Source organism: Candidatus Omnitrophota bacterium, assembly GCA_026387175.1.
GTDB lineage: Bacteria > Omnitrophota > Gorgyraeia > 2-01-FULL-45-10 > 2-01-FULL-45-10 > CAIMPC01.
The window spans coordinates 117,015-139,431 of record JAPLME010000006.1; the positions used below are offsets into that span (position 1 = coordinate 117,015).

The following is a 22,417-nucleotide window of genomic DNA, read 5'->3' on the forward strand; positions in this document are numbered from 1 at the left end:
CGTTGCAATTATGAAATTTTGGTTATATTTTCGCTATGCTTATAACTTTCTTCAAGCACATCGGCCACAGCCTTATCCCATTTATTCTGGGCCTTCAGTATGAGCCGTATCGCCTCTGCAACGGCACCTTCGCCGCCGTTCTTCTTCGTAATATAATCGGCGACATCTTTCACCTCATCTACCGCGTCGTTTACCGCGATCGCAAGCCCGACGTTTTTCAAGATCGGGAGGTCCAGAAAATCGTCTCCCATATACGCTATAGAGTCCCGTGTTGCGCTATTATTCTTCATCACCTCATCCAGTGTCTCGAGCTTATTTATCCTGTCCAGATACAACTCATCTATCTTGATCTTGCTTGCCCGCTTAGACACCGCCTCGGAGGCCCTTCCCGATACCAGCACGATCTTAAGCCCTGCCGCCTTTGCTGCCCAGCAGGAAGACCCGTCATGTATGCAGAAGAGCCTCGTCTCGAAGAGCTTCTTCTTACCGAGATCGTCGTTACTCCAGATAACAAAAGGTTTCGTCATGACCCCGTCCGTATCTATGATGAGTATCTTGATCTTTACGATCTTCTCCCTCAACCTGCTGTCCATGCTATTCATGCGTCCCCCTATCATTCTTCATCTTTGCGAATATCCTGTTGACTTCAACCAGATCCGACGGCGTATCGACACTGTAGGTGCGATGTTTCGTCACAACCCCTTTAAGCTTATGCCCGTTCTCCAACACCCTCAAGAGTTCTATCCCTTCGATTATCTCGAGAGGCGTCTGCTTCATGGCCGCAAAACGCAGAAGATAATCCCGCCTGAATGCGTAAAGCCCGATCTGTTTGTATACGCAGTAATTCTTCCTTGCTTTAGGATACGGTATAGGAGCCCTGCTCATGAACATTATGTTCGCGTTGACATCCATCACGACCTTAACGTTCATCAGGTCTACAAGATCTGCAGGATCTGTTATCCTGCCGGCTAATGTGACAACATTCACCGCGCGGTCATCCATAAGAGGCCCGGCCGCCTGCGATATCATCTCCGGGTCGAGCAAGGGTTCATCACCCTGAACGTTGACTATGATGTCCGCCCCGCGTTTCTCTGCGACTTCGGCGATCCGGTCTGTGCCTGTCTGGTGCCGAGAAGACGTCATGACCGCTTTGCCGCCGAAACCTTCAACGCACAATAGTATACGTTCATCGTCAGTGGCGACAACTACCTCATCAACTATCTTCGACTTGACGGCGCGATTATATACATGGTAGATCATCGGTTTACCCGCTATCATCGCCAAAGGTTTTCCTTCGAATCTGGTCGAGGCATAGCGCGCAGGTATGACCACTAAAACCTTCTGTCCAATACCGGTTCTCTTCATAATGGTTTCCCTTTTATTGTCGTGACACTAAATGAACATAACCGGCCTCTTTATGATCGGGCCAGCAGCTCTACCGCTTTCCCCGCAATCCTGTCCGACGCCATACCGTCCGTTTTATAAAAACACTTGCGCAAGACCAGATCTTTAAGCTTTTCATCGGGCCTTAATGAGTCGGGATCTTCCAGTAATCTCCTGAACTCCCGCCTCAGGCTCTCTACAGAATATGCGCTTGGGACTACACCAATATCTCTGAACACAGAGCCATTAAAACCATTAGCCTGCCACCGCACGACCGGTATGCCTCTCAAGAACGCCTCTTCTCCGACAGTGGAGTATGTGAATAGAAGAAGGTCCGCGGAGTTAAGGTCTTCTTCAAGCGAAACATTGGATAAAGTAAAAGCATCTCTGTACCGTTTGTATGCGGGCATCTCCTCCATCTTGGCAAAGGGATGGCTTCGCAGGAATAAACGTATTCTCAGTCCCTCGCTCGCAAGCGGCGCAGCACGTACCATCTCGAAATCAAGCCGCACATTGAGCGTCGAAACTAAAAGGACTTTTGCCGGATCCGACGCTTTGCCTGATCGAGGTTTATTTCCGGCATTCTCCATATGATCAAAACGAGCGGATCCCGTCATGAATATCTTTTCGGCGGAAATACCGTTCTCAAGCAGGATATCCCTGCACAATTCTCCCATCACGAAAAATCTATCGGGAGACGGCATCGCCTTTCCATCCGGCTTGCCGCTGAATTCCATCTCAGGATCTGCAAGTATAAATGTCTTCTCCCGGGCATAGCTTGCATGCTGCATATCACATTTTACGGTCGCGGGGCTTCCAAGAATAGCGCCCTGGTTAAAAGCCCTCGCCGACAGATAGAGCTCAAGAAAAGAAAACGATACCTTGGGTTTATAAAAAGCGAATGCTCTTTTAAAAGCGGTCTCCATCAAATAATTATGCGGTAAAGAGGAGTCGCAGAACCCATAAGCCAATTTATTGCGAAAAAGCGGCATCATATCACAGCCGTCTTCCTTAAAGATAGCCTTGAACTCATCGGAACGGCTGAAACGAAGATACCTATAAGCAGGCCGCATGTCAAAAACCAGGGAGGGTATATCCATCATCCTTAGAAACTTTTGTACAAAGATAAACTCGGCGTCTACGGTAGCGGATCCAAGGGCATCGATCGCTGATCTGCACCCTGGGGCATCTCCCGACTTCCGACCTACCCATAAAAACCATGCGCACTTAGCTCCCTTGCCGCGAAGCTTGTCGGGAAGCGCTTTAAAATATTTATCGTCTGCCTTGCCTGTACTGTCATCTATCTTGAGGCTCCAGCCCCAGAAACCTTGAAACACAATATTGGGCTCTGCGATAGGCACAATGGCGATCCGTTTCATATAATGATATGCGCGTAAAGAATCGAATAAATATTTTATCCGCGAAAGAGTCGCCCGTATCAAACTGGTTCCTCTTTCAAATTGGCATTGCATTCCGGTGGTTTTATATTTCGTCTTCAATACGCTAATGACTTCTACCGGGGCGCCATATATCACGATCTCATAGGCCCCCTCCCTATCAGCTACGTACATGGCCGTGAAGATCTGCAGGAGCCTGTTAAATGTGTCATCGCGTTCAACCTGCTTTTCGCTCACCGCGTGATACCACCATGGATTGCCGCAACCGGGGATCTCAAGGGCCTGACGCAATGTTTTTCCATGACATGGCGTTGCCGCGATACGGGAGACTATATCAACGTATTTCTTGCGTGTATTTTCCCGGATCGCATCCATCTCCTTCCTGCCGAAAAAGAACCGCTGGAAACGCGAAGCCGCCCTGTATTCTTCGTCCGGCGGCATAAAGCTCAATACCGCCTCGCCGGAGACGGGGGAAATAGAGCTGTCTTTATAAAGAATGTATAATCTTTTCACTATTTTTCCGATCCACTTAACATTTGCATTAAAGAAGCGGGCTTTTGAACAACATGCATTCGCCCACATTTGGATTAAAGTAGCCCGGCTCTACCGAACGCTTAGTAACAGAGACGAGTTTGTAAGGGGCCATCCAGCTGCCGTATGTTTCCACACTGCGGGCCCTGCTTATGAACGAATCACCATCCGTAACATTCTTAGTAGTAAAGTTATCCTCTGCCTTCTCGATCAGCAGGATATGCCCCTTAGGGGCTATCCGCTTTATCTCTTCCAAGACTGCCTTGCACAGGTCATCCGTAAGATGCTGAAGGACTGTGCAAGTCATCACAAAATCGAACTGGCATTTACCGAAACCTGAAAGCTTGTCCAACGAATCAATTTTGCAAAAATCTATGGCGGGCAGCAGCTCTTTGGCTATATCGACCAGGTGCTGCTCCCGCTCAAAACCGACCACTCTCTTGGCATACTCTTCCATCACCATGATAAGCCGTCCGTAGCCGCACCCGACTTCGCACGCTGAATTGATCGGATATTCCTTGTCGATCCTGTCAAGGATCGAACGTATAGCCTTTCTCTCCTTGTAGTCTCGGATATTCGCGAAAGGACCTACGGCGTCGCTCACCATATCCACCGTCCATACAAGGCGGGATCTCTTGTCCAGCAGCTTGCCCCACGTCTTCCTGCGAACCTTCACCAATATAGACTTAAGAAGCACGCTCATTGGCAGCGCTGTGGTATCGAAACATTTCAGCTGCATTTTCTGGAAATACTTAAGTTCGTTCAGGTTCATTTAATACCCTTTCTCTGCTTCTGGAGCGTTATTTTATAATGAAACATCCGCCCATAGGAAGCTCGTAGCATAAATAACATTTATTTTCCGACAAGAACGTGTCAACGGCTTTCTTAGATCCCGGGAACTTCGTGAATCCGTAATCATCTACGACTATGCACCCTCCGGCAACGATCCTCGGAAAGAAAAATCTCAGGCTGTCCAGGGTAGGCTGGTACAGGTCCACATCTATATGTACAAACGAGAAAGCATGACCTTCGACCTCTTTGAACCGTTCCGGTATCCACCCTTTATATAACTTCACAAACTTAAAATCAGACAACACCTTCCGAACCTCATCTTCCGTAGAGCCGAACATCATCTTCTCCTGTGCAACCTCTTTCGCAGACAATGCAAATCTTTCGTTTTCATCTTCCGGCGTCTTATCCGAAAGCCCATTCTCAAAAGAGTCAAAAACATGGAAAGAAGCCCTGAAATTATTGTCCGAGAGAATTTTCGAAATGATATACGTCGAATGTCCCCTCCAGCATCCGCATTCTGCGAAGTCGCCGCCCAGCTCTTTCCCCAGCACCCACCCGGCCATCTCCTGCAGGCCATAGAACCTGCATTGCTTGGAGAAGTTGTCGGTCCATTCGCCCTTGGTCCGCTTCAATCCGTCATAGTACAACCGCACCCTGCCATTATTATTATAAAATGAAGATAACATATTCCTATCGAAGAAGACCATGTCGCTCTTATCCCTTTTCCGGGCGAAATATGCTTTAACTCCCGCCAAGTCAAATAATGCCTCCATGCCGGCCTTCACAGATCGCTTGATTTTCATATTATCCCTGATCCTATTTTATAACCTTAAAATCAATACCTGTTCCATACTATTTTCACCACGTACTGTTTGAGCCGCCTGCCGACCTTATTATTGAACGCGGACTTCACGGCGGTGCCGAACCAACTCTTCCACACTGCATCCATCAAAGTCCATATATAGTATTTAATCCTATCCTTACCGCCCTTCTCTTTCATTATAAGTCGAACCCAGTTATCATGATAGTACCCGATCTTTTCCTTGGAGAGAGCCGGCAAGTCAAGGATCGAATCCTTCCTCTCTTCGAAACCATGTTTATCGGGTATGCCGGCAGGCATGAAACCTTTTTCCTCGCATACAGACCTGAGGACCGTACCCTTATAAGGATAGAATATATTTATGCCGTATGTGGATATCGACGGAAGACCTGCCATAGTCTTTATAGAATCATCTATCATCTCCGCAGTTTCAAAGGGAAGGCCTATTATGCATGACACCATAGTATTGATTCCGTGCCTGTGGCAGGTCTCGAAAGACTTCACAAGCACCTCTCTAGATATATTCCGTTTCATCACTTCGTTCCGGATGTAATCATTGCCCGACTCAACGCTCATCATAAGCGTCTTGCAGCCCGCTCGCTTCAATGACGCACAAACGTCATCATTGATGTGATTGGAGCGGGCCGTACACCAGAAAGGTCTTCTGATGGTCTTCTCATAAATAGCACAGAATTCCGTGATCCACCGTTTGTCGGACAGGAAAAGGTCATCCTGGAAACATAGAAGCTTATCGTTCTGTATCCTGTATTTTGTCAGGGTAGACGTTATCTCGCGCATCACGCTTTCAACGGTCCTGTAGCGCATGCGGTTCGTCGCCATGCCGTATACTTTTCCGAGCGCCTCATTCGAACAGAATGTGCAACGATACGGACACCCTCTGTTAAAATGGAACAGGGCTACGTTCTGCCGGTCGATGATATCCTGATACGGGAAGAGCTCGGTCGCCGGAAATGGCAAGGCGTCGAGATCGGCCATAAGCGGCGCGAGCTGATTCTTCACTATCCCGCCTGAGACCGAGTCCCTGTACGCGAGGTTTGGCACACTGCGCCACTCATCACCCTTTTCCAGTTTCGAGACGAGATCTAAAAGCGAGAACTCGCCTTCACCCATAATGACAGCATCGAGCGGGCTCGCTTCTTCGATCACCACTTCAGGGAATAAGGTGGTAAAGACGCCGCCGCATACGACCAGACACGGATAGGCGCTCTTAATGCGCCGCGCGAGATCCCTTACATAAGGAAACTGGGTCTCGACAGCGGTGAATCCGACCACTGCAGGCTTGCGCGCCTTTATACCATCAAGAACACTTCCGATCTTCTTTACGCTATCTATGTAATTTATCCTGACTTCATGCCCGTTCGCCTTGAGCACGGCGCCTATCGACGCAAGGCCCGGATGATACGGCAGGCCGTGAAACGATGACACATCCGGATATATCAACTCAACCTTCATGCCGTTCCCTTACTTAGATGCGTTAAACTGAGTTTCATACAATCTTCTGTAAACCCCGTTCTTCGACATAAGCTCCGCGTGGCTCCCACCCTCGACGACATTGCCGTTGTCAAGCACCACAATGTTATCGGAGCCTTGTATTGTAGAGAATCTATGCGCTATAAGAATGACCGTCCTGTTCTTGGCAAGCTTATCTATCGCGTTCTGTATCTGCCTTTCGGTCTCACTATCGAGATGGCTCGTCGCCTCATCGAAGATCAGTATCTCGGGGTTCTGCATGATAGCTCTCGCTATCGATATCCTCTGTCTCTGGCCTCCAGAAAGCTTTACCCCGCGTTCTCCGAGTATCGTATCATATCCCTCAGGAAGGCTTTCCAGATACCTGTCGATCTCCGCGATCCGGGCGGCCTTCCTCACCTCTTCATCCGATGCATCGCGGCGACCGAAAGCTATATTTTCTCTTGCAGACGCATTGAATATGAATACGTCCTGCGAAACCAGGCCGATCCTGGTCCTCCATGAATAGAGGTCGATATCCCTGAGATCCGATCCGTCAACCTCTATCCTGCCTTCGGTGATCTCATAAAATCCTAAAACTAGATTGATCATCGTCGTCTTGCCAATACCTGAAGAGCCGACTATCGCAGTCATCTTGCCTTTAGGAATTACGAGCGAAATCCCTTTCAGTATATCCTTTTCGTCCGAATACCCGAAACGTACATTATTGAACCTTATACCTTCCTTAAGAGCCTCAAAGCGTTGCATCCCCGGCCTTTCAAAAGTCACCTCCATTGCCTTGTTGAAATTTTCATAGGAATCGAACGAGCCCAGATAACCGGCTGCCTCGGCCCTGCGGTCCTGAAAACTGCCGAGATCCGTCAATACATTTTTCGATACGTAAAGGTAAGCTACAAGATAGGGTATCACCTTCACGAGATCCAGCCGTGCGACCCTTATAAACAGAAGGAAGAGCGTCAGAAACACTCCCAAGAACGCAACCTGCGTAATCGGCAATAATAATTCCGACTTTTTCAGGATGGAGTAATTATATTCGTAGCACTTATCCGCGATCTCCTTAAATCTTCTCCGCTCACGATCGCCGTCCGAGAATATGCGAATGACACGTATCCCGTTTATGATCTCAAGGACGGTGAAGTTAAAATCGGCTATGGCCCTGTTCACGGATGCGCCCAGCGCCCTTATCGATTTGACGGTCATGCCCAGGGGGATCCTGACCACCGCGAATACTAAAAGGGCGGCTACGGTCCATTGCCATGATATGAAAAATAGTATCATGACATTAACAATCAGTCTGGCGGCCATCGCGAAAATACGAAGTGCGCAGTTTATAAAATTACCTATCCTAGTCGTCTCATTATAAAGGCTATTGACGATATAGCCCGTTTTCGTTGAATCGTAGAACTTCATCCCCGAACGCATCAATTTATCGAAAAGATCCAGCTGCAGGTCCCTGGTGATCAGAAAGCGCTGCTTACTGATCGCGACGTTCCCGAAATAAAAGGCCACGTGTTTCGCCCCGAAAGAGATAATATATACGAGGAGGAGAAGCGATAAGATATCGGTCCTCGCCCAGCCCTTGAAGATGCTATCCAACCCGCTCAATAAAGGTATACCGGAAAAGATCGAATTGCTTCCTATCACACCCTGGAGTATCGGGAATAGCAATCCGATATTAAACATCTCAAGGAACGAGCCAAAGACTACGAATAAGAATATAGAGACGGAAAGGAGGTAGTATTTTTTAAGATAATATATGACCCGTTCTGTCCTATTCATATTTAAGTCCTCACCAGCTTCGACAGCATCCTCTTCACGCCCATCGGAAGATACGGCGCTATCGCGCTCCTGACATTTTGTATCAACGCATACAACGGATAATATTTAGAGTTCCGTCTTGAGTAATGGTCAAGCCTCGTCTCTTTCCGGATCAGATCGGCCCAGCGGCGCCATTCATTATCATGCGCGGAGGTGAGGTTGACGATAGGCTGCCCGCCGTATTCAGCTACCATATCGAGATACTTCTCAACATCCTTAATCAACCCGGAATCTTCGACGCGTCCCCATACAGGCGTCCCCGGCAGAGGCATCAGATAATTGAGCGAATAGTAATGGGCGCCTATCTCTTTCAGAAATTCTATCGTCTCTAAGATGGTTGCGTGCGTCTCCGATGGAGAGCCTATCACAATCTGTACGACGCTGAATAGGCCTATATCTCTCGTTGTCAGCAACGTGACTTCTTTATTTTGCCGGCGCGTTATCCCTTTCCGGTATTCCGACAGTATCCGATCCGATCCGGATTCCTGTCCGTACTCGATCTTTATGCAGCCCGTTTCCTTCAGCCGCCTCAGCAGGCTGGCGTTCACCCTATCGACCCGCGCGCCGGCTATCGTGTAAAACACTTCCAGTTTTTCTCTCTCAAGGGCGTCGCAGAATTCGCGGACCCATTCGGGCTTCGAATTGAACAGCTCATCCGCTATCAGGAAACCGTCAACACCATACATGTCTTTTAGGTATTTCATGTGCCTGATGACATAGTCTGTGCTGTGCTGCCTGATGCCGCGCATGTGCCTGTAACAGAAACTGCATCTGTGGGTGCATCCCCTCGCGGTCACGATAGACACATAGGACCTGCCTTCTCCCACGCGCTCTTTGATCTCGGCATAAAGCGGATTCTCGGCTATCATGCCGCTGTACGCCTTAAAGAGGTCGGTGGTAGAATCAAAGTATCTCTTCAGGTCCACGAGGTGGTATGCCGGGAACGGTATCGTGTCAAGATATGCGACCTGCTCCGCATCCTGATTCTTTAAAACCTTATCGCCGTTCCTGTATGAGATACCCGGCACGCCTTCTAACAGCTTCCCGTATGCGATCTTATCCAAAAATACCGGCAAGCTCGCTTCGGTCTCGCCATGAAACACTACGCCGATAGCTGTCTTATTGAGCAAAAGTCCTGAAACGGATGCAAGCGGCCCGCCGGCTATCTGTATTATACTATTAAACCTTTCCTTAACGGCAAGAGATATCTTCTTGGTCCTCCCGAAAGAGGTTGCGATACCTCCGTACCCTATAACTGACGGCTTAAAATCATCGATTGCTTTGAATATGCCGCTAAAATCGCCGCTATCCATAACCGTGAGCTCAAGATCATCGATATGAGGGTCCAATATCTTCGCCCGGTGTCCAGCACGCTCGATGATCGAGGCTGCATAGAGAAGACCCAGCGGCAGCATCAACCCTCCCGGACCCCTTCTCGATGGTACATTTATGAGCAGTATATTCATCGTTATCCAAATTCCTTCACGTTATCCGAAAATATCTGCCAGAATAACCGATCTCCGGAATTCGGAATTTTTATATATGACTCCGCATACCGTCCATATACCCTGCCATCGATGGCGAGCTCCTTCTCCAGGTCGATTTCAAAACCATCGTTCAAGTTTATCGGATTCTTTTCAAAGATCGACGCTATCCGTTCTATGAGCCTTCCCTGCGGGCTCCTCTTCAGATCATCCGTCGTTATGAATATTATCGGTTTCCCGTAGAGGACTGCAAAGTTGATGGATGAGCTGTTATGCGCCATAACGAAACGTGACTTCTTCACTAGCTCGATCGTCCTTCCTTTGATGACCGGCCGATCCCCGAAATAGCCCGGGTGGTCTTCGTATCTCGATCGCGGATGAGCCGCGACAGTTATCTTTATGCCCAATCTATTTTCAAGATGGTCGAAGAAATCACGCAAAAGCGGAAAATATTCTTCGGCCGTAGAGTACGGTTTTTCATTCCGTATTATATATTCCGGATGAAAACAAACATCCTCATCCAGGAATACTCCCGTCATGCTATCCGTCGAAATGTTCGCCTTTCCCTCCCTGAGATAGATATCGTAATCGAGCGTATGGATCGGGATCGTCTTCGTGCTATTGTCTCTAGGGTAGAACCTTCCGAAATGGACCGATCCGCTCCCGCCCGCCAGGAACATGGCTGCCGGGCGGACCCCTATCAATTTATGCGGAATTCGTAGAAACAGACTGTTCAGCATTCTTCCGAAACCGCCTTTGTCAAATACGCGGGATATCCTCGGCATGATCGCGCTGTCATTGACCAGGGGTATCGCATTTGCCCCGAACATGCAATACCGTATGTTATTGTTCGAAAGCGCCCTGAAGATCGCATATGAGATCAGGCTGTAAGAGATCATACAGACGATCATGCATTCATCCTTATCGATCCGGGAGATCGCGTAACTCGCTCTCTTCAATGTATTAAACAGTTTGTGGCCGTCCCGATCGCCGGGATCCTCAGCTTTTACATTTCCATGAAGATCGGGATGCAGGAATGGCGTAAAATCCCACGCTTCGACCTCAAATCCGTTCTTTCGTATGATATCTACGCCGAACCTCTCGTAGTCGCGCCGGCAAAATGGGGATTCCACGAAGAATATTATCTTTTTTACTTTAGGCATAACGCCCTCAACACGGATTTTATCCGGAATTTGACATTCGACTTCATGATATGCCGGCGCATTTTTTTATAATGGCCCCCGAGATCTGCCTGCCGTCCTTCCTTGGCGACTTTCCTGAATATCCCGTACATGTGGATCTTCTGGGCAGGGCCTCTCTTCACCATCTCCAGCCCTCCGAGAGAACAGAAGTATTCTAGCGTCTCAGGCGAAAAATAATAGGTATGCGCGTTCTGAAGCTGCAGCATCCCAAAATTCATTATATTCGGGACCGCTATATATACGACGGACCCCGTATCAAGATGTTTCGTCAGCTTCTTAAGGAAGCTTACCGGGTTCAGCATATGTTCAAACACATGGTTAAGGATGACCACGTCATAGGTGCCGTTTATATTTGTTATATCACCCTGCACCATCTCCATCCCATTATCCCGGCCGAACTTTACAAGGCTCGGACTATACTCCACGCCTAGGACCTTGGCTCCCGCATCCCTGAACGGCACCAGATTCCAGCCGCCCCCGGCGCCCAGCTCCACAATAGTCATGCCAGGCACGATCTCTCTAACTTTTCTTATCTCATCGAATATATAGTAGCCGTACTTAGTATCATATTTGAATTTTGCCGTGTCCAGATAGTCGTCGCCCTCGTAGCACCTCCGGTATAAATCCGAAGAATAGAAGCGCCGAAGCTCCTCTTCCGTCATCCTTGGGTTCGACTGGATGAGCCCGCATTTTGTGCAAACCACTGAATCCTGTATCATGGCGTACCTGTCCGCTGATGCCAGGAGATCGAATGCGCGGGCGCCGCACAGACATTCGACAGTCTCGTATTCAATAAGGCCATCCGTCACCTTACGGTTAAACTCCCGTACAAGTTCAGCCTGAGATGCCGTGATCTTCATAGCAGCCTTTGAGGGAGAGTGAAATTCGGCGAATGGGATCAGTTTTTTCTTTATCTCGATATCTACGCCTTTTTTTATTTTCGTCTTCAATCTAAACCTCTCTCAGTACCCTAAGGGCTTCTTCGAGCCCGAACTCAACCGGATTATTGCTCAATGCGGGCGTAAGGTCTAAGCCCCTCTTAGCTATAAAACCGCGGTTTTTTTCCGTCACACCGTAATCACTGAATTTTTTAGTAAGGCACGATAACGGGCCATAGACTGATAGGTCGCTGCTGAACCTCTCTGCCTTCATCCTTATCGATAAGCCTTTATCGGCGACATCTATCAGATCATAAAGATCTGCATACAAGTTGCACCCTTTTTCCATATTTATCTTCACGACCGCCGGTAATAGATATGCCACCGCCAGACCGTGCGGAATATTGTGGTAGAGCCCCATCGCGTAAGATATCGAGTGGCATGCCCCGGTATTGGAGTTAGCGATCGCTATGCCGGCCAGAGTCGAGCCGAGAAGGACCTTCCTCCGCAAGTCCATATTCTGCCTGTCGTTAAGAACTTTGGGAAGATTGTTATAAACGAGCCTGAATGCCTCTTTTGAGTAGATCCTCGTTATATCGTTCGCACACCGTGCCGTATACGACTCCACCGCATGGCCTATAGCATCCATTCCCGTGGAGGCCGTAATACTGTCCGGCATCGTGGCCGTCAACGATGCGTCCAATATGGCATAATCCGGAATGACATACTTGCCCCCGATGCCTCTTTTGAACTTTGTCCTTTCGTTGACCAGGACCGCGCCACCTGTCACTTCGCTTCCTGTACCGGCGGTTGTCGGCACCATCATCTTCTTTACGCCAGACGTAAAGATCTTGCCGGTCCCGTGATATTCCTCGACTTTGCCGGCGTTTACGGTCATGACGGAAAGCGCCTTAGTCAGATCAAGCACGCTTCCCCCGCCAATACCTATATACAGGCCCGTCTTCACCTTCCTCAATTTTCCGGCATATTCGTTTACCATATCCGTAGTGGGTTCAGCTGATTTCACGGTAACCGCTTTCACCGCGGCAATAGTTTCGATAGCTTCGAGCATCTTTACTACGCTTTCTTGTCCGGCAATGTTAGCATCGAGTATAACCGTAATATTCTTCGGCATCTCGTCTCTGACGATCGCGCCGATATCGGATGCCAAGTTATCCGACAATATCAGCTTTGTTGTCGACTCAAACTTTATCATTCTTTTGTCCCCTCAGCTTCATTAAGGCTTTCTTGGTGCTATTCACCATGTACCCAAAATCTTCATCGGACATCCATTGATGGAAAGGAAACGAGACCATGTTGTCGAATAAGTTATCCGTATTCGGGCATTCGGCCTTCCCCTGGCCGCATTTCTTGTAGAGATCATATCTGTACAAAGGATAATACTGGACTATCGCCTGTACCTTATACTCAAAAGCCAGCGCTTTTATAAGATCGTCTCTCGTCGATGCTATTCCGTGCTTCCGGCCTTCATACTTTGCTGGCAATAGATGATATGATGGTTCACATCCATCCGGCACCTTCTGAAAGACCAGTTCAGGGAATGCGGATAGCGCCTTCCTGAACTCGAGATACCGCGCTTTCCTGGAATTATTAAGGCTCTCTATTCTTTTGAGAAGCTTATACCCTATCGCGCATTGTATTTCAGAAATCGTAAATTTATAGGGAAGTTCATTGTCGAGAACCGTATCTATGTTTGTCATAGCCGGCTTCCAGTAGAACTCTTTCTTATCGAACGGCTTTGCGCCGAAATTTCTCATACCGGGCACCTTGGCCGCAATACCCGCATCCTTAACATATAGTGCTCCGCCTTCGCCGAAAGTCGTCATGTTCTTCTGTGCATGGAAGCTGAATACCCCGAAATCGGCGAGTGTGCCCGCTCTTTTTCCGGCATGCATCGCCCCGAATGCCTGGGCGGCGTCTTCCACTATAAGTATCTTTTTATCGGCGCCTATCTTTATGAACTTACCGACATCAGCGGTCACGCCGTATAAGTGGACCAGCACTATCGCTTTCGTCCGTTTCGTGATCTTATTAATTACATCATCGGCGCTTATAACCCAGGTCAAAGGGTCAATATCCGCCCAGATGATCCTTGCTCCCCTCCTTAAGAATGGCAAGGCCGAAGCGGTGAATGTATGGCCGGGGACTATAACTTCATCCCCTTCTTTAAGGCCGCAGAACGCCGCTACGAGTTCAAGCGCAGATGTCGCGCTGTTCAGGGCGCAAACGCTGCCGGTATCTGCCCCCAGGTATCTGGTAAGCTCTTCTTCGAATAATTTCAGGTATTTACCCTGTGTAAGCGGATCAGCCGTCTTCATAACATTTACAATAAAGGATATCTCCTCATCGGTAAAATCATGAGCCTTTCCGCTCCACGGTATTTTCCAGCTATCCACAACATTCCTCCATCATTTAAAGGCCAACGGGATCATGGCACGAAAGCGTCGAGCGCCTCTTTTACGCCTATGCTCATCCTGCCGCGGCCCGCAGCAGAACCATCGCTTCCCGGGGCGGGAAGGTTGAACTTCTCCGGTATTGAGATGCGCCCATCCACGTAATCGATAAATTTATAGAATATATCCATGAGCCTTTCAGCTGAGATCTCAGGATTCTGTATAACAGGACCGTATCTCATATTGATCTGTCTCGACATGCCCTTAAAACCGGGCCTATCAGACACCTCTATATAGCCGAATTTCTTCGAGACGGAATATATCGCTGTCCCGGCGTACGGCGCGACGAAAGTGACATCGCAGCTCTTCGGCTTTATGCGTTTATTGAGCTTTATTGTCTCAAAAATATCTTCCTCGTATTCACCGGGAAAACCTATCATATTATTCGCAGTAGTGCGTATGCCGAACTCGTGTATAAGTCCAAACACATCTTCTATCTTCTTATTAGTAACCGAGCGGCGCAGGATGTGCCTTCTCATCCATTCACTGCCGGACTCTATCCCTATTCCAATGCCGCAGCATCCGGACGCTTTAAGCATCTCCAGCTTCTGCCTCGTGAGCGTTTCGACGGTAGTGTTTATCCAGTAAGGCAGGGTTACCTTCAGCTTCCACAATGCCGCAAATTGCGCCATCTTCCTATCCGGTAATAGGAGAAAGTTGTCGTCGCAGAAGAATATGATGTCGAATCCGTACCTTTCCTTTAAAGACTTTATCTCGCCGATAGCCCTTTCAACCGACTTCCTGCGATGGTAGCTGCCTGAATCGCGGAATAATTTCTGATATGAATCATTTATGCAATAAGAGCACCTGTTGAGGCAGCCTCGCGACATCTCGAAATATCCGGCTTTATAAAGTTTCCCGTTGTACGCCTTCACAAAGTGGCGGCTGTCCCAAAAGTCGAGATCCTGAAATGGAAGCGTATCAAGATCCACGAACGGCCTTAACGGGTTACGCCGCACCTTTCCGTTATCCTTAAACCATAGGCCCTTTACACCCCTGACATCTTTATGGGCAGACAAGAGGCCGCAGAACTCAGCCATAGCATCTTCTCCTTCACCCTGGATTATATAATCGATATTGGGGTTGTCGATAAGGATATGCGGCACTATGGTCGGTGTAGAACCTCCCGCGATTACCGGTATATCCTTGTCTATGCCGTTGATGATACTGAGAAGATGGTCCGCATATTGATAATTGTCTTCCACTATGCTTATCGCTATAAGGTCAGGTGAAAACCTCATGAACTTTTCTTCCAGCATTCTGTCCACTTTTTCCGGCGAAAGCCCCTCGTAAAGGTTTGACGTATCCGTAGGAAGGACCAGTTTCGCCTTCTCCCTGACAGCATTATCGGCGTGTTCTGTCTTCAGTATAAATGTCGTGTCAAAGAGCTCTATCTTGTGGCCGCGGACGGACAGCATGGTCATAATAACCGAAATCCCAATAGGGATCCTGCCATAACCGTTGGCATTCGGATAGATAAACAGTATCTTCACTTAAGCTTCTTCCTAATCTCCAGCTCTTTCTCCGTGATCCTCTTGACGCCATCCCCAAGAAGCATATCTATATCCTTTATGCGCTTATAGAGCATATTCATCGCATGGACCTCAAGGCTGGCAGCATGGTCAGAACCCCACATGCCGTGATCAAGCGTTATGTGTCTCTCCACGACTTTCGCTCCCAAGACGCTTGCGATAACGGTGGGTTCAAGGTCATACTCGTGTCCGCTGTAGCCGACTATGCATCCGTATCTTTTCTGCAAAAGCGGTATAACCCGCAAGTTCACTTCAGCGGCCGGTGTAGGGTATGTGGAGTTAGTATGCATAATGACATAGTTCCCTTTCGAATACTTCTCCAGCACCTCAACGGCCTCATCGACCTCCTCTATTGTGCTCATCCCGGTCGACAGGATCACGGGCTTACCGACCCTGCAGGCCTGGCCAATAAGCTCCTTGTCGGTCAGCTTGGCCGACGGTATCTTGATAAAAGAGATGTCATACTTCAATATAAAATCCAGGCTGGGCAGATCCCATATTGAAGCGGTCCATGCCAGAGGCTTTTCTTTGCAATACCTGTCGATGTAAGAATATTCCGCGTCCCCGAACTCGACCTTATGCCGATATTCAAGATACGTCATCCTTCCCCATGGGGTATCGCGCATCACGCCTTTCTGGTGCTCCGGGACGCATATCTCGGGAGTCCTCTTCTGGAATTTCACACAATCCCAGTTGCAAGCGAAGGCCGCGTCAATAAGCCTCTTGGCGATATCGAGGTTTCCGTTGTGGTTGATCCCTATTTCGGCGATCATGAATACCGGGGAACCTTCTCCGATAGTATGATCAGCGACCTTTATCACTTTCTGCGCCATAGCTTATCCCCGCTTTTTTAAAATATTATTTTTCATGAAATATTCACACACTTTTAAATCCTCGGCATTATCTATCTCGTACGATCTCCAGAAGTCCATAATATACATGCGCATCCTGCCGCCCAAACGGTTCTTGCATCGTTTTAGTATCTCCGGTTTAAAAAGATATATCGAGCCGTTCTCCAGATAAAGCGGTTCCCTGTCCTGCCTGCGGCCTCTCTCCTTATAATTAAAACTGACGCTCTTAAGCCGGGGGCCGATCTTCTTCCAAATGGTATAATCCTCCAGGATGGCCGCCGAAAACATCGAGTCGGCCTTCGTCGCGCGAAACTGCGCTATGGCCATATCTATATCTTTTGCGCGGCGAAGCGGCGAAGTAGCCTGAAGGAAGACCACCAGATCTATCCCGGCGCCTCTCTTCTCTATCTCCGATAGGGCATGCATAAGGGCATCTTCCGAGCTCGCAGTATCGGTCGATAGACGTTTCGGGCGCCTTATCACCTTCGCGCCGTATTTCTCCGAGACGGCGGCGATCGTATCGTCATCCGTTGTCACATATACGTCATCGATAAGGCTGCTCTCGAGCGCCTGCCGGATCGTCCAGGCTATCAGCGGCTTTCCACAGAAATCCACAATATTCTTTTTCGGTATCGACTTCGAGCCGCCCCTGGCGGGAACGATGCAGATTATATGCGCCATATCCCACCGAAGATACAGCCCGCAAGCTCACGAACGGCTCCAGAGCCCGAGGGGGTCTTTAAGATCATCCGCGACACGTCCTTGATCGCTCTATATGCGTCGGAAGGGCAGACGGGCCAGCCAACGACTGCCATCGCGTCAAGATCATTCACGTCATTACCTACATAAACGACCTTCCCGAGCGGGATGCCTTTAATTTTGCAATATCTTTCAAGGGCATCCCTCTTATCGTCGATACCGTACTTGATGGGGATGCGAAGCTTGCGCGCGCGAAAGACCGCCGTCTTATTCTTTTCTGTAGTGAGGATGACCTGTTCGACCCCGGAGCGGCGCATCATATCGATCGCCAGGCCGTCCGACCTGTTGACCATCACGCCCTCCGCCCCTTTCTCGCTGACGATCGCCCTATTATCCGTAAGCACACCGTCAAAATCGTATACGATCAGCCCTACATCTTTCAACTGTATCTTATGCACACGCTTTTTCAAATGAACCTCCACGAACGCCTGAAGAAAGGCCGTTCTCTTCCATGTATCTTTCGACCGAATATTTTAACGATGGCCGGATCTCGTCGGTAGCGGAGAGCCTGTCCATAAAAGTCATTATGAAGCGCCCGACCCTTGCGGGCGCAGCAAGATCGTTAAAATAGTTAAACTCGCGCGCCCAATTTGAAAAATCTCCTATAGACGTATCGCCCGCAGCAGAGAGTCTGATCGCTTCCTTCATCTCATCGAGCGTCTTGAAGAAGAAACGCTGCTGGACATCTTCATAAAATGCGAACCTGCCCACGCCACCGCAATCCCAGTGCACGGCGGGAGTCCCATAAACGGCGGCGACGATACCGGCTGAATTCAGGCCGTAACATACTGCGAGGTCCGCCTCCCTCGAAACGGCAAGCGGGCTCTGGCCGTGATCGATGACCGCCAGCCGGCCTTCCTTGCCGAGAGATTCCACCTTCGAAACGATCTCTTCGCCGCGCGGCAGCTGCCTCAACGCAGCGATATCGTAGGACTTGCTCTTGATGATGCCTCCCCATCGCGGGTTCTGCTCTAATAACTCCAGCATCTCCAGATAGAACCTCGCGAGAGACCCGGGAGAATGGAGCACTTTATATCCCGCGGAATTATCGAATATCGCCATGATAAAATCAAGGCCGCCGGCCATCTTTTGAAGCCCAGCAGGGGTCTCTTTCCCGGGCGTAAGCCAGAGCCCGGAAGGCAGGATGTTCATCGACATATTGCCCAGCTTCATCATGCTCTCTTTAATGTTGTCTCCCCATACGAAATAGACGTGCTGAGGGAAGATGTGCGTAGGCAGGGGATAAAAATAGTAATTGGACCAATTATATCCGAACATGATGCCGCCGGCGTCTTCGATCGCGCGCGACTGGACGTCCTGTCTCCACGAAGTCTCCTGATGCTGTATAAGCATCCTAGCTTTAAAGCGCACAAATACGGCCCGATATAGAATGTACAATATTTCGTACTCGAAGGTGTATATCGCAAACCATCGCGGCTCGTTGGAGCTTCGAAGACGTCTCTTAAAAAAGATGGGCGCCAGATCGGATGGCTTCAATCGCGCCAGCTTCATCAGCGCGACGATGTCCAGCCTGAGCCACTTGAAGGCCCGGTCCGTGATATCATCGACCGTCTCTTTAAAATGGCCGCGGTCATCTCTATCTATGTAATTTATTATGTCGAATGTCTCCGCAACTATATGCCTGCGCCAGAAGGCGAAGTCGAATACATCCGTCTTCACGTACTCCACCCAGACCGAGGGCTTCGTTTGGCAGGCATTACCGAGACCCCTTTGCGGAATGAATCTTACCAGGAGGGCTAAGAACGCATAGTACAACGGTTTCAGGTAATGCTTGATCGTATCCTTGAGACCGTATTCCTTGATGCAGTAGTTCCGCCTATCGTAAAATCCATCGAGGGCCCTGTTTGCGGGATGCCGCGTTATATAAAGTATATTATCGCAATCGACCGCGCCGTCGATCTTCAGTTCGACCATACCGATGAATTCGCATTGGCTGCGGACTATCGCCGCAAGATATGACTTGATCGTCTTCCGTGACCGTCCGTCGGCTCCGGCGCAACAGTCATCGCAGAAACGGTCGATGCTCTTATCCATGCGCTCCCAGATGCCCTGAGACGCGGCAAAACCTTCCCCATCCCTCTGGCTTATCGATAGCTCCGCAGGCCGCAAAAGAGAACCTGCGCCAACGGCTGCAATAGCTTTCATGATGAGCTTTGCCGTAGGCGTTACGCAATGTTCGTCGTAAAATATCTCTGACGATCCTGCGATCCTCCTGAAAAGCATGGAGACTATCTGTGGCGAGCCCAGCCTCTGGATCCATATAACGTTCTTTTGCCTCTTCATGTATGGCGCAGCCCCCTGAACGAGGTATCGTTATGGCAATACATCTTTTCGAATTGCTCCACCGATGCCGCAAATTTCTTTTTAAAATAGTTCTCGAGAAGCATCTTGTTAGCTTCAAATAGCGATGCGTGAAATTCATTGTCGGTCATGTCTGTAAAATTAACACTTAACAGGTCGGAGTTCCGGTGTTTATGCTCATAAAAATCCGCGCAATCTTTCAGCAGGCCTTTTTCGATCGCATAATAATATAGCGGGGACCCTGGATATGGCGTAACCGGCCGTATGGTCCTTATCTGCGCCATATCGTCATATTTCAGCAGGAATTCAACGCCCTTCATGAGGGTCTCTCTGCTCTCGCCGAGATTGCCGAAAATAATATTAAGCCCGGGGCTTATGCCGGCCTCAAGCGTGTTTTCAACGCCCCTTATGATCTGTGCCGTAGTAAGCTGTTTCTCCATCTTTTCAAGGGCGAGGTCATCCATGGCTTCTATGCCGTAGTTGATAAAAACACATCCTGCCCTTTTCATAAGTTTCAGAACCTTCCCGGAAGCGTAATTAAGTCTTCCGTTACAGTACCAGTTTATACCGAGATTCGCCTTCAGGAATTGATCGCACAGCTCGATCGTTCTCGCTTCCGAAGACATTAAGAGTTCGTCCGAAAATGTTATATAAGTGATGCCATATCTCTCCTTGAGTATCTTTATCTCATCGATAATGCTTTGCGGCCGCCTCGGACGGAACCCTTTATCCATCCTGTAGCAAAAATTACATCTGTATGGACATCCCCGCCCCGTGATCATGGGCAGTCCGCGCTGGTTATGCCTTATATTAGGATACCGGAATAACGCGTAATAATTTATGTCGAACAACTCCCATGCCGGATGAGTTATCAGATCGAGATCTTTTATCAGCGCCCTCTCTCCGTTCGTCTGAAACTTTCCGCGCTTATTATCCATGTAGGCGATGCCTTTAACGTCTTCCCACGGGCTCTTGCTTTCAATGGCCCGGCATAATTCGACTATGGTATTTTCGCCCTCGCCTATCACCACGGCATCGGCCCCCGTCTTCTTTAAAAAATAGGCGGGCTCGGGAGACGGTCCGTGGCCTCCGATCACATAAAGGGGTCTCTTTCTCGATCTATTTATACTGTCCGATATCTTGAGCAGTTTACGATATTGATAGTAACCGCCTATCACCCCCACGCCGACCATATCATAATTATTGCCGTCAAGGTGCGCAGTAAGGTGATCTTCGGGCATATGGTATACATCCTGCTGATATATCGTGACATCATGCCCGGCCTTCCTCAGGGCAGCGGCTATATACGCCGTCCCTAAAGGGAACTGGTGCAAAAACGCGTCATTATCATAAACCACTAACAATATCTTCAAGGCTTCTCCACGAACGATATGGCGTTGGCATACGGCAATTTATTGATCCTGGTCTTCTTGTCGGCAAAGAAATCGTCTATAGCCTTATTGGCGCCCGCAAATGCGCCATAATCGTCAAGTATGACTATCCCGCCTCTTGAGACAAGCGGATAGAGTTCCTCGAGACAGACCGCCGTGGCCTCATGAAGATCGACGTCTATATGCAGAAGTGATATTTTGAGGTGCGGATTCTTCGACTTGTATTCCGGCACGGTCTTTAAAATATCCCCTTCGACCAGTTCTATGTTCTGGTAAAGCTCGAGCTTCTTAAGGAGGGTGATGAATTCCTCTTTCCCTATGCTCCTGCTTCCGGCTTCACGGATGAACTGCGCCCTCTTCGCTACGTCCTTTTCAAACCTGGCTTCCGGGAACTCCCCGAATATGTCGAAACCTATTATCTTCTTTGAGTAAACATTCTCGAAAAGAGCCCTGAACTTGATGAGCCTGGAGAGGGATACGCCTTTAAAGACACCGCATTCCACTATGTCGCCCGCAATGTTCGATACCTTCCTGAATAGCTCAAGATGCGTCGCGAACTTGCTTATCCTGTTTATCGGAGCGGTCAGGTAAAAATTATTTTCGTAATAGAACTGCTTGGAAAGATCGAGCTCTATCATGCTGCTCTCCTTTTGGCTATCTTTTTGGCCTCTTTAAAATCCTCTTCGGTATTTATATCGACTAAAGACTCCAGCCTCTTCTGTTCATAAAGCATAGTTCCATTTCCATACCAACTGCTCCTCCTGCGGAAATAACCGACATTCATAATATAGAACATGCCGTTCTCGACCGCATACTGTTTCTTGAAATCCTGAGTGTTCGGCCGCTTGCCGCTGGTCGGGAACAACGGCCTATCGCCTTTCCATATGAACGGGCTTACCCCCGTAACCGATATCACCGCTTTCGGCCTTTCTTCCCTGATCAGTTGCGAGATCTCGCGGTAATCTTTAAGGCTCCTGAACGGCGAGGTCGGGTTCAAAAGCCAAAGGTAGTCGGAATCACGCATCCCGTATTCCTTAATGATCACCTTAATGAGATCCATGACGGACGAATCTTCTCCGGCCAACTCTTTACCTCTGAGATGTGCACTTACCCCTTTCGGAACGGAATAGCCCTTTTTATCGGTCGAGACGATCACGGTATCGAAGATGCCTTCCGGCGTGGTCTTCACGGCGAAATCGACCAGCGAATAGCCGCCCGTGAAGTCCCGCCAGTTCTTGTTATGGCACCGCGAAGATCTTTCCTTGGCCGGTATGAGCGCGTAATTCCTCATA

At 48.9% G+C, this 22,417-nt stretch carries 20 protein-coding genes; all 20 read right to left on the reverse strand.

Annotated elements, in window-relative coordinates:
* Positions 1-8: 8 nt before the first annotated feature.
* Genes NTY76_02470 through NTY76_02565 form a run of 20 tightly spaced genes read right to left on the reverse strand, consistent with a single transcriptional unit; the run spans position 9 to position 22,416 of the window.
* A complete protein-coding gene (locus tag NTY76_02470) occupies positions 9-602 on the reverse strand; it encodes an HAD hydrolase family protein (protein MCX5677952.1) in 594 nt (197 codons plus the stop codon).
* Entirely contained in the window at positions 595-1,365 is a 771-nt protein-coding gene (kdsB, locus tag NTY76_02475; protein MCX5677953.1) for a 3-deoxy-manno-octulosonate cytidylyltransferase, read from the reverse strand. The genes NTY76_02470 and kdsB overlap by 8 nt, the downstream gene beginning before the upstream one ends.
* Positions 1,366-1,415: 50 nt before the next feature.
* The gene (locus tag NTY76_02480) at positions 1,416-3,293 is read right to left on the reverse strand and encodes a hypothetical protein (protein ID MCX5677954.1); all 1,878 of its coding nucleotides are present in this window, start codon (positions 3,291-3,293) and stop codon (positions 1,416-1,418) included.
* 28 nt (positions 3,294-3,321) lie between these two features.
* Complete coding sequence (locus tag NTY76_02485) at positions 3,322-4,083, reverse strand: class I SAM-dependent methyltransferase (protein ID MCX5677955.1); 762 nt, start codon at positions 4,081-4,083, stop codon at positions 3,322-3,324.
* A gap of 28 nt (positions 4,084-4,111) precedes the next feature.
* Positions 4,112-4,906 carry a class I SAM-dependent methyltransferase gene (locus NTY76_02490; protein ID MCX5677956.1) on the reverse strand — a complete coding sequence of 265 codons (795 nt, stop codon included), beginning with the start codon at positions 4,904-4,906 and terminating at the stop codon, positions 4,112-4,114.
* Between the two features lie 32 nt (positions 4,907-4,938).
* Positions 4,939-6,396 (reverse strand): radical SAM protein, encoded by a 1,458-nt coding sequence (locus tag NTY76_02495; protein MCX5677957.1) that lies wholly within the window; start codon positions 6,394-6,396, stop codon positions 4,939-4,941.
* Between the two features lie 9 nt (positions 6,397-6,405).
* Positions 6,406-8,193, reverse strand: coding sequence for an ABC transporter ATP-binding protein (locus NTY76_02500; GenBank protein ID MCX5677958.1), 1,788 nt, complete (start codon positions 8,191-8,193; stop codon positions 6,406-6,408).
* A gap of 2 nt (positions 8,194-8,195) precedes the next feature.
* Positions 8,196-9,698, reverse strand: a complete 1,503-nt coding sequence (locus NTY76_02505) for a radical SAM protein (protein ID MCX5677959.1) — start codon at positions 9,696-9,698, stop codon at positions 8,196-8,198.
* A 2-nt stretch (positions 9,699-9,700) separates the two neighbouring features.
* The gene (locus tag NTY76_02510) at positions 9,701-10,879 is read right to left on the reverse strand and encodes a hypothetical protein (GenBank protein ID MCX5677960.1); all 1,179 of its coding nucleotides are present in this window, start codon (positions 10,877-10,879) and stop codon (positions 9,701-9,703) included.
* Positions 10,867-11,868: a class I SAM-dependent methyltransferase gene (locus NTY76_02515; protein MCX5677961.1), complete on the reverse strand. Its 1,002-nt coding sequence runs from the start codon at positions 11,866-11,868 to the stop codon at positions 10,867-10,869. Before NTY76_02515 ends, NTY76_02510 begins: the two co-directional genes overlap by 13 nt.
* Position 11,869: 1 nt before the next feature.
* On the reverse strand, positions 11,870-13,012 hold the full coding sequence (locus tag NTY76_02520) for an iron-containing alcohol dehydrogenase (protein MCX5677962.1): 1,143 nt from the start codon (positions 13,010-13,012) through the stop codon (positions 11,870-11,872).
* Positions 12,999-14,213: a DegT/DnrJ/EryC1/StrS family aminotransferase gene (locus NTY76_02525; GenBank protein MCX5677963.1), complete on the reverse strand. Its 1,215-nt coding sequence runs from the start codon at positions 14,211-14,213 to the stop codon at positions 12,999-13,001. Before NTY76_02525 ends, NTY76_02520 begins: the two co-directional genes overlap by 14 nt.
* Positions 14,214-14,245: 32 nt before the next feature.
* A complete protein-coding gene (locus NTY76_02530; protein ID MCX5677964.1) occupies positions 14,246-15,763 on the reverse strand; it encodes a radical SAM protein in 1,518 nt (505 codons plus the stop codon).
* Positions 15,760-16,635, reverse strand: a complete 876-nt coding sequence (locus NTY76_02535; GenBank protein ID MCX5677965.1) for an N-acetylneuraminate synthase family protein — start codon at positions 16,633-16,635, stop codon at positions 15,760-15,762. The genes NTY76_02530 and NTY76_02535 overlap by 4 nt, the downstream gene beginning before the upstream one ends.
* 3 nt (positions 16,636-16,638) lie before the next feature.
* The gene (locus NTY76_02540; GenBank protein MCX5677966.1) at positions 16,639-17,334 is read right to left on the reverse strand and encodes an acylneuraminate cytidylyltransferase family protein; all 696 of its coding nucleotides are present in this window, start codon (positions 17,332-17,334) and stop codon (positions 16,639-16,641) included.
* Complete coding sequence (locus NTY76_02545; protein ID MCX5677967.1) at positions 17,322-17,822, reverse strand: HAD hydrolase family protein; 501 nt, start codon at positions 17,820-17,822, stop codon at positions 17,322-17,324. The genes NTY76_02540 and NTY76_02545 overlap by 13 nt, the downstream gene beginning before the upstream one ends.
* The gene (locus NTY76_02550) at positions 17,803-19,716 is read right to left on the reverse strand and encodes a hypothetical protein (GenBank protein MCX5677968.1); all 1,914 of its coding nucleotides are present in this window, start codon (positions 19,714-19,716) and stop codon (positions 17,803-17,805) included. The genes NTY76_02545 and NTY76_02550 overlap by 20 nt, the downstream gene beginning before the upstream one ends.
* Positions 19,713-21,107, reverse strand: coding sequence for a radical SAM protein (locus NTY76_02555; GenBank protein ID MCX5677969.1), 1,395 nt, complete (start codon positions 21,105-21,107; stop codon positions 19,713-19,715). Before NTY76_02555 ends, NTY76_02550 begins: the two co-directional genes overlap by 4 nt.
* Positions 21,104-21,763: a class I SAM-dependent methyltransferase gene (locus NTY76_02560; GenBank protein MCX5677970.1), complete on the reverse strand. Its 660-nt coding sequence runs from the start codon at positions 21,761-21,763 to the stop codon at positions 21,104-21,106. Before NTY76_02560 ends, NTY76_02555 begins: the two co-directional genes overlap by 4 nt.
* A complete protein-coding gene (locus tag NTY76_02565; GenBank protein ID MCX5677971.1) occupies positions 21,760-22,416 on the reverse strand; it encodes a hypothetical protein in 657 nt (218 codons plus the stop codon). The genes NTY76_02560 and NTY76_02565 overlap by 4 nt, the downstream gene beginning before the upstream one ends.
* Position 22,417: the final 1 nt, after the last annotated feature.